We start from the raw sequence: 7,728 nt of genomic DNA, 5'->3' as shown, positions 1-7,728 counted from the left end.
AACCAGCGACCTACTGATTAAAAGTCAGTTGCTCTACCGACTGAGCTAAGGGCCCATCGCGGTGCTGAAACAACAGCACGCTCAGGAGCGCTCCCCCTAATGCGGGCTTTGCGAACGGTCAAGCGGCTTGGGACGGTTTAAGCGATGAAAAAGTTGGCGAATGGTCAGGCCGGATACCGGGTCGCGCCAATCCGGCGCAATTTCAGTCGCCGGGCCGAGCACGAAGTTCCGTTCGCGCATTGCGACGTGCGGAATGGCAAGCGCAGGGCGTTCGCCAGACCAGATCCCGCCCGACCATAACAGGATGTCGAGGTCGAGCGTACGCCCACGCCAGCGTTGACCAATGCGTCGACGGCCGAAATGGGTTTCAATTGACTGCAGGCGGCGCAACAATGCTGGCGGATCAAGGTGGCTGGAGATCACGGCAACCGCATTGGCGTAGCGGCGCCTTGAGGCGCCTATCGCGGTACTTTCGATGATTGAAGATTGCGCGAAAACGTCAATATCCGGCATTTCGAGGGCTTCGATAGCCTGCTCGAGCATATTTCGTGGACTGCCTGCGAGTTCGTGACGCTGGTTTGAACCCAGCGCGATCAGATAGAGATGTTTGGTATTCCCGGCCATATCCCCGCCTAGCGCCGATACGGCGGGCGGGGAAGCGCAATCCGGGGTTGCCATTTCCCGTGGCAACCCCGGGAGCGTGACGATTAGAAGTGGAAGTTCAGCCCGACGCGGATCAGGTGCATGTCCAGATCCTGGCGCAGGGTTTCCGTATAGGCGGGGGTTACAAAGGTGCTGCCCGGCAGATATCCGGTGTCATAGCTGGTGCCACCCTGGTCGGTGTACGCATAATCGAGCCGAGCCGAGACCGTGTCGCTGAATTTGTGCTCAACGCCGCCACCGATAATAAAGCCGTCCAGCGTCTTCTTTGTTCCACCAGCCTTGTCGTATCCGCCGTTGGACGACATTGTTGCTGCGAATTCGGCTTTTGTCCATGCCCAGCCGCCCGATGCGTAGATAAGCGTCTTGTCCATCGCGACGCCGGCGCGAGCGCGCAACGAGAACATATGTTTCGCATCAATGCCATTGCCGAAACTATAGCTGAGCGAGGGGAATGGGGTTGTCGGAACCAATCCGGTCGACCGGCTGTCATCGGCATTCAGGATGGTGAAGTCAGCCTCGGCACCAAGGACGAAGTTTCCAGCGGTCTGGTAATTATAACCCAACTGGCCGCCGAAGTTGAAACCTTCCGGTTTGCGGCTGTCAGCAAAAGTTGATGTTACATAATCGCGCAGCCCCTGCGATTCAGACGTCCATGCGCCGCTAAGGGCGACATCGGAGTCGGATGATCCGGTGCCATATCCAGCCTGGACGCCGACATAAGGGCCAGTCCAATCGGCATCTTGCGCAATGGCGGGGGTTGCGATCATGGCAATGGCAGAAGCCGAGATGAGCGAGAGTTTCTTCATGGTAGATTCCTTCAATCTGTTCCGATGAATCATCGGATAAGTGTTGGTGCGACCCATGAATGTGATGCCGGACAAAGGGTGTCGCGAAATCACGACGCCCCGTTAACGCGTAGAACCTTTCTGGATATTGTATGGAATCGACCATGCCGACGATTTTGCGGCGGCTGTGGCAATAATGTAACAGAAGTTATAGCTGCCTAGCTGTCTTCGATCAGGCGGCCATAGAGTTGAGGTCTGCGGTCGCGGAAAAAGCCCATGCTGGCGCGGTGAAGGCGGGCCTGATTGAGATCAAAGCTCGCCAGAAGTATACCCGTTTCGCTATCGTCCAGATCGCAAACAACATCACCCCATTCATTGGCGATGAAGCTGGTTCCATAAAATTTCTGCGCTGCACCCCCATGGTCGGATTCAGCGCCAACGCGGTTGGCGGCGATCACGGGCATACAGTTTGAGACCGCATGGCCGACCATTGCACGTCGCCACATATGACGGGTGTCGAGTGTCGCGTCCTGCGGTTCTGCGCCAATCGCTGTCGGGTAAAACAACATCTCCGCCCCCATCAGGGCCATGGCTCGCGCGCATTCGGGATACCATTGGTCCCAGCAGATGCCGACGCCGATGCGCGTGCCGAATAGGTCCCACACTTTGAAACCGGTATTGCCCGGGCGGAAATAATATTTTTCTTGATAGCCGGGGCCATCGGGGATGTGACTTTTTCGATAGGTGCCAAGGATGTCGCCGGACGCATCAATCATCGCCATCGTATTGTAGAAATGCGATCCGTCGCGTTCGAAGAAACTGGTGGGGATCGCGACCTTCAGTTTTTTGGCCAGTTTCGCCATGGCTTGCACCGAGGGATGTTCAAGCGTCGGCCTTGCGAGGGCGAAATGCGCCTCTTCCTGCGTCTTGCAGAAATAGGGGCCTGAAAAGAGTTCGGGTGGCAATATGATTTGCGCACCATCGGATGCCGCTTTCTCAATCAGAGCCGAAACTGATTCAATATTCTCGCCTTCGCTGCCTTGCAGAGGCAGTTGGAGCGCGGCGACGGTGATGGAGCGTGTCATGTCTCGCCTATAGCCGCACGCCGAAACGCGCGGCAATCCCGATTGTCAGTAAGTACAGTATGAAGGTCAACGCGATGCCGGCTGACAGGGTCAGCCAAAACCCATGTCCGGACCGCAGCATCCATGGAATTAGCAGGAACATCGGAATAGAAGGCAGGAAATACCAAAATGCCGAATAGACATAGTCGGCAACCAGCTTTGGGTCACCGGTATCGCGCCACAGCCAGATCATGCCAAGCGTCGAGACGAGGGGGATGGAAGCAATCAATCCTCCAAGTCCCGGGCTTTTTCTGGCAATCAGGGAAATGGTAGCAACCAGTAAACCCGATAATATGGCGCGAATGGCAAGTTCCAAGCTTTAGGGCCGCTTCTTGAACAGCAAGGTCATGCGGTCGCTTTCGCCGATCGCTTCATATTTTGTCTTGTCGACCTCTTTGAGGCGCAGGGCAGGGGGAAGCGTCCACACGCCATCGGGCCAGTTGGCGCTGTCCTTAGGGTTTGCGTTGATTTCGCTCTTCGCAACCAGTTCAAAACCGTTCACTTCCATGAACTTGATGACATCGGCTTCACGCAGATAGCCTTTATTGCCGTCGGCATAGCTATAGGGTGCATCGGCTTTTGCACGGTGCTGCTCGATGCCGAGCAGGCCGTCGTCCTTAAGCAGGTCGCGCATCCGCTTGATTTCCTGATCGGCCATATTCCAGCGGAACAAATTGTGCATCATGCGCATGACAATGATCCGGTCGAACGTGCCCTTAGCGCCTTCGGGAATGGCGTCGAGTGTGAAGGCCGCGTAGTCGGTTGCCGGACGACCGGTGACTTTAGCAACATCGTCGGGGAATTTCGCTGCCCCCGCCTTTACGCCTTCGCGGGTCTTGTCATCGGCAAACACAGTGGTGCTGAAATAAAGGCCGTTAAACTTACCCGGATCCATATAGCGACCAAGGATGCGCGAAATCCATTCACCACCCGGTGCATATTCGCCGACCTTGTGGTCGGGATGGATGCGGAAAAATTCAAAAGTCTCGGCGGGATGACGATATTTGTCACGCTTGCTATCTTCTGCGCGCGAGGGGTCGGCGAGAATTTTTGCCATGCGCTCCTGATGCGCCTTGTGCATCGCTGCATGTGCCTTGTTGTGCTTGTGGCCGTGATTTTCCGCAATTGCGGGTGCGGAAAGGGCGGTGGCTGCCAAGGCAAGAAATAGTGTCATTTTCATGGGGGAGGTCCTCTCTTCTGAACTTGATGCTCTGATTATGCGTCAGCTTGCGCCGCAAGGGAATACAGTCAAAGCGGCACTTGCTGGCTGGAACAATGGAAGCTTCCGCCGCCGGTCAGCACAGCGTCGGCGCGCAGACCGATGATTTTTCTTTTGGGGAATAGTGGTTCAAGTGCGGACAGCGCGTCCTCATCATATTTGCTGCCATAAACCGGAACGACGACTGCACTGTTGCCGATATAAAAGTTCATATAGCTGGCTGGCACAGCCTCCCCATCTTGCTCAAAGCGGCCAACAGAGGGCAGCGGGGTGACTTTGCAGCCAAAGGCTTCAGCGCGGCGGCGGGCATCGGCGTAAACTGCAGCATTGGGGTCATCGGCATCGCGCGCTTCGGGCAGCACAAGTTGATTGGGGGCCACAAAGCGCGCCAGATTATCGATATGCCCGTCGGTATGGTCGTTCGCGAGGCCGTCACCGAGCCAGAGCAAGCGATCGATACCAAGATCGCGGGCCAGCCGCGCTTCGATGGCTGCTCGGTCAAGGGTCGGATTACGGTTCGGATTGAGCAGGCAATCGACCGTGGTGACAGCAAGACCTTTGCCATCGACATCGATCGAGCCGCCTTCGAGAATCCAGCCACAATCGGTCACGCGAAAGCCAGCCGCCTGAGCCAGCTCGCGCCCAATTGTCTGGTCGCCTTCATAATCGAAGCGGTTACCCCAACCGTTGAAGCCGAAATTGCGCGCGACACGGCCAGCGCCGCTTCCCGTGATGATGCAGCCGGTATCGCGCAACCAAACATCGCCGATCAATCGGTCTTCGACAATCACGCCTGCATCGCAAAGATCGCGGGCCCGCGCGGTCGCGTCCACTCCTTTGGCGATCAGGTGCACCGTCTCGCCTCTGCCGCCGTCGTGAACAGCATTGGCAAAGGCGGCTATCTGGCGTTGTGCCTCGGCCAGCGGCTCACCCCATGCGGCGGGATCGGACGGAAAGCCGATCCAGACACGTTCATGCGATGCCCATTCGGGCAGCATCCCTTGGTGCATGTGCGTTACTTCGCTTCCCGGCTTTTGTCGCGGATTGCGCGGAACTCATCGCCTTCGACCCAATTGGGCCATGCGCTGGTCATCGCGAGCATCCGTCCGACGCGGTAATAGAGACGCAGGTCGGCCATCACACCTGACCAATCCCAGCTTTCGTCAAATTCGTCACCGGGTGCATGGTAGCGATTTTCTTCATAGTCCTTCGCTGCTTTTTCGGCGGCTTCCTTGCCGCCATTGACCAGATCGTCTCCGCCTTCGAAATAGACCATCGGTACGCCCAGCTTGGCGAAGCTGAAATGGTCAGAACGGTAATAGAAACCCTTTTCCGGCGTCGGTTCGCGATCAGGCGTGCGGCCTTCGATTTTCGCGGCGGCGTTCAGATAGGTGTCCAGATCCGACTTGCCCATGCCGATAACGGTCAGGTTCTTGGCAGGACCCGACATAGAGAAAGCGTCCATGTTCACGCCGCCTACTGTTTTCGCCAGCGGGTAGATCGGGTTTTCGGCATAATATTTGGAACCCAGCAGTCCGGATTCCTCAGCGGTCACTGCAAGGAAGACGATGCTGCGGTCCGGTGCGCCTGTTTTCTTGTGCGCCTCTGCAAGCGCCACCAGCGCAGCGGTACCCGTGGCGTTATCAACGGCGCCATTGCAGATTTCATCACCGTCAACCGGCGTGCAGCGACCAAGATGGTCCCAATGCGCGGTGTAGAGCACATATTCATCAGGACGCTTGGCGCCCTTCAATACACCGACGATGTTGCGGCTGTTCTTCTTGGAGATTGCATTTTCAAAGCTAACCCCGGCTTTCAAACCTAGTGGGATGGCCTTGAAACCCTTGGTCTTTGCCGCGGCCATCGCCTTGGCCAAATCCTGCCCGCCAGCAGCCATGATTTTGGCGGCCACATCCTTTTGTACCCAGCCATTGGCCTTGGTCTGGTCCGCTCCGCCATTTTTCGATTGGGCCAGGAATTGCGGGCCGGTCCAGCTCGAATTGACCACATTCCAGCCATAGGCCGCTGGCACGGTATCGTGAACAATTAGCGCAGCGGCCGCGCCCTGACGTGCGGCTTCCTCGAATTTGTAGGTCCAGCGGCCATAATAGGTCATTGCCTTGCCGCCGAACGGCCCCTCGAGGCTGGGTGTTTCAAAGTCTGGATCGTTGACAAGGATAAGGACGGTCTTGCCCTTCACGTCGACGCCCGCATAATCGTTCCAGCCCTTTTCAGGAGCGTTGATCCCGTAACCGACGAAGACAACATCGCTGTCCTTGATGTTGATTTTCGCCTGTTCCTGATAGGTCCCCGCAACATATTCGGTGCCATAGGCAAAGCGCATCGCCTTGCCGTCTTTGCCGGTGACTGTGAGTGGTGAGAAATTCTTGGCTGCGATTTCGACCAGCGGCACATCCTGCGTCCAACCGCCATCCTTTTCGCTCGAAGGGTTCCCCGGTTCGAGACCTGCGGCTTTGAACTTTTCGATCATCAGCGCGACGGTTTTTTCTTCACCCGCGGTGCCGGGCGCTCGCCCTTCAAAGGCATCGGTCGAAAGCGTGCGGGTGATGTCCTTCATCGTCGCTTCCGACAAATCGGGGACTGCAACTTCAGGCAATTTACCCGAACCTACGTCATCAATCTTCTTGCACCCCGAAAGGGCAAGCGCGGAAACCAAGGCGAGCGTCAAAAGGCGCATGTCATTCTCCAGAAAACGAATTGCGCCGCTTCTGCCAGAGGCAGTGTGTGGGCTCAAACAAAAAAGGCGGCCCCATTGCTGGAGCCGCCACTCTAATTTGCAGGCTAAAAGCTTAGAACTTCACGCCAATGCCAACGCCAGCGGCGTTCAGATCGGTGCCGTTCAGGAAATAACGGCGATATTCGACCTTGCCGAACACCTTGTCATTGAAGCTGTGCTGATAGCCGACGCCCGCATTGATTTCTTCAATGTCGTTCACTTCATAGCCGGCGGCGATATACAGCTTGCCCTTTTCGCCAACCTTGGCGCCGAGGCGGCCGCCCAGATTGACCAGATCGGCACCGTCGAAATTGGTGTCGTAGGACACTTCGGGGCCCACAAATGCGGTCTCACCGAGGTCGATATCATATCCGGCAGCAACGCCAGCGAAGAAATCTTCGGAGCCACCGCCCCAGCCGATTGCTCCGCGGCCTTCGACGCGGCCTTCGCCTGCGGCCATGGCAGGGGTTGCGATCACAGCTGCAGCAGCCGAAGCGAGAATGAGGAGTTTTTTCATTTTTATATCCTTGATTTATTGGGAGATAAACCACGTCAGTGGCTAACCCCTATGTAGGAAGCCAATTCTTGCTGGCCAATGAATGTTACGCTAAAAAGTAAGATAACACCTAAAAAATGTTGTAATATTGCAACAGTTTTGATGTTGTTTTCGACGAACGGCTCTCGTTCAAGGACAAAAAAAGAGCGGCCGAAGCCGCTCTTTCGAACATTTGCGATGGACCGCTGATTAACGCGAATAGAATTCGACGACCAGATTGGGTTCCATCTTCACCGGATAGGGCACTTCGTCGAGCGTCGGAACGCGGGTGAACGTCACCTTGTCATTGCCATCGGGGCTGACATATTCGGGAATATCGCGTTCGGCGAGGCCCTGCGCTTCGATAACGAGCGCCATTTCCTTGGCCTTGTTGCCGAGGCTGATCACGCTGCCTACGTCAACCTGACGGCTGGCAATGTTGCACTTCACGCCATTGACGCGGATGTGACCGTGGCTGACGATCTGGCGAGCCGCGAAGATGGTCGGTGCGAACTTGGCGCGATATACAATCATGTCCAGACGACGCTCGAGCAAACCGATAAGGTTTTGCGAGGTATCGCCCTTCATGCGGTTCGCTTCCTGATAAGCGCGCTTGAACTGCTTTTCGGTGATGTCGCCATAATAGCCCTTCAGCTTCTGCTTGG

The 7,728-nt window shown here is 56.4% G+C and carries 9 protein-coding genes; all 9 read right to left on the bottom strand.

Translation table 11 applies throughout. The features are described from left to right. Nucleotides 1-96: 96 nt before the first annotated feature. On the bottom strand, nt 97-624 hold the full coding sequence (gene folK, locus PKC81_RS14010; RefSeq protein ID WP_324337136.1) for a 2-amino-4-hydroxy-6-hydroxymethyldihydropteridine diphosphokinase: 528 nt from the start codon (nt 622-624) through the stop codon (nt 97-99). An 83-nt stretch (nt 625-707) separates the two neighbouring features. Beyond that, entirely contained in the window at nt 708-1,469 is a 762-nt protein-coding gene (locus PKC81_RS14005; RefSeq protein ID WP_324337134.1) for an outer membrane beta-barrel protein, read from the bottom strand. 197 nt (nt 1,470-1,666) lie between these two features. Next, nucleotides 1,667-2,533: an N-carbamoylputrescine amidase gene (aguB, locus tag PKC81_RS14000; RefSeq protein WP_324337133.1), complete on the bottom strand. Its 867-nt coding sequence runs from the start codon at nt 2,531-2,533 to the stop codon at nt 1,667-1,669. Between the two features lie 7 nt (nt 2,534-2,540). Further along, nucleotides 2,541-2,888: a DUF3147 family protein gene (locus PKC81_RS13995; RefSeq protein ID WP_324337131.1), complete on the bottom strand. Its 348-nt coding sequence runs from the start codon at nt 2,886-2,888 to the stop codon at nt 2,541-2,543. A gap of 3 nt (nt 2,889-2,891) precedes the next feature. Continuing rightward, nucleotides 2,892-3,752 (bottom strand): methyltransferase, encoded by an 861-nt coding sequence (locus PKC81_RS13990; protein WP_324337129.1) that lies wholly within the window; start codon nt 3,750-3,752, stop codon nt 2,892-2,894. 68 nt (nt 3,753-3,820) lie between these two features. Beyond that, the gene (locus tag PKC81_RS13985; protein ID WP_324337127.1) at nt 3,821-4,801 is read right to left on the bottom strand and encodes an agmatine deiminase family protein; all 981 of its coding nucleotides are present in this window, start codon (nt 4,799-4,801) and stop codon (nt 3,821-3,823) included. Nucleotides 4,802-4,806: 5 nt separating this feature from the next. Beyond that, entirely contained in the window at nt 4,807-6,489 is a 1,683-nt protein-coding gene (locus tag PKC81_RS13980; RefSeq protein WP_324337125.1) for a M28 family metallopeptidase, read from the bottom strand. A 112-nt stretch (nt 6,490-6,601) separates the two neighbouring features. Beyond that, the gene (locus tag PKC81_RS13975; RefSeq protein ID WP_298598741.1) at nt 6,602-7,045 is read right to left on the bottom strand and encodes a hypothetical protein; all 444 of its coding nucleotides are present in this window, start codon (nt 7,043-7,045) and stop codon (nt 6,602-6,604) included. A 228-nt stretch (nt 7,046-7,273) separates the two neighbouring features. Further along, nucleotides 7,274-7,728, bottom strand: a 455-nt coding sequence (gene rpsD / locus PKC81_RS13970) for a 30S ribosomal protein S4 (RefSeq protein WP_324337122.1), incomplete at its 5' end; no start/stop codon positions are given.

The sequence above is a fragment of the Sphingorhabdus sp. genome (genome assembly GCF_035329025.1).
In the GTDB taxonomy this organism is placed as follows: domain Bacteria; phylum Pseudomonadota; class Alphaproteobacteria; order Sphingomonadales; family Sphingomonadaceae; genus Sphingorhabdus_B.
Note: the sequence above shows the minus strand (reverse complement) of the source record. Positions and strands in the feature narration are given on the sequence as shown.

Bases quoted from the DNA above. Each gene is read 5' to 3' on its own strand.
- aguB (WP_324337133.1), bottom strand. From the start codon at position 2,533: ATGACACGCTCCATCACCGTCGCCGCGCTCCAACTGCCTCTGCAAGGC.
- PKC81_RS14005 (WP_324337134.1), bottom strand. From the start codon at position 1,469: ATGAAGAAACTCTCGCTCATCTCGGCTTCTGCCATTGCCATGATCGCA.
- folK (WP_324337136.1), bottom strand. From the start codon at position 624: ATGGCCGGGAATACCAAACATCTCTATCTGATCGCGCTGGGTTCAAAC.
- PKC81_RS13975 (WP_298598741.1), bottom strand. From the start codon at position 7,045: ATGAAAAAACTCCTCATTCTCGCTTCGGCTGCTGCAGCTGTGATCGCA.
- PKC81_RS13980 (WP_324337125.1), bottom strand. From the start codon at position 6,489: ATGCGCCTTTTGACGCTCGCCTTGGTTTCCGCGCTTGCCCTTTCGGGG.
- PKC81_RS13990 (WP_324337129.1), bottom strand. From the start codon at position 3,752: ATGAAAATGACACTATTTCTTGCCTTGGCAGCCACCGCCCTTTCCGCA.
- PKC81_RS13985 (WP_324337127.1), bottom strand. From the start codon at position 4,801: ATGCACCAAGGGATGCTGCCCGAATGGGCATCGCATGAACGTGTCTGG.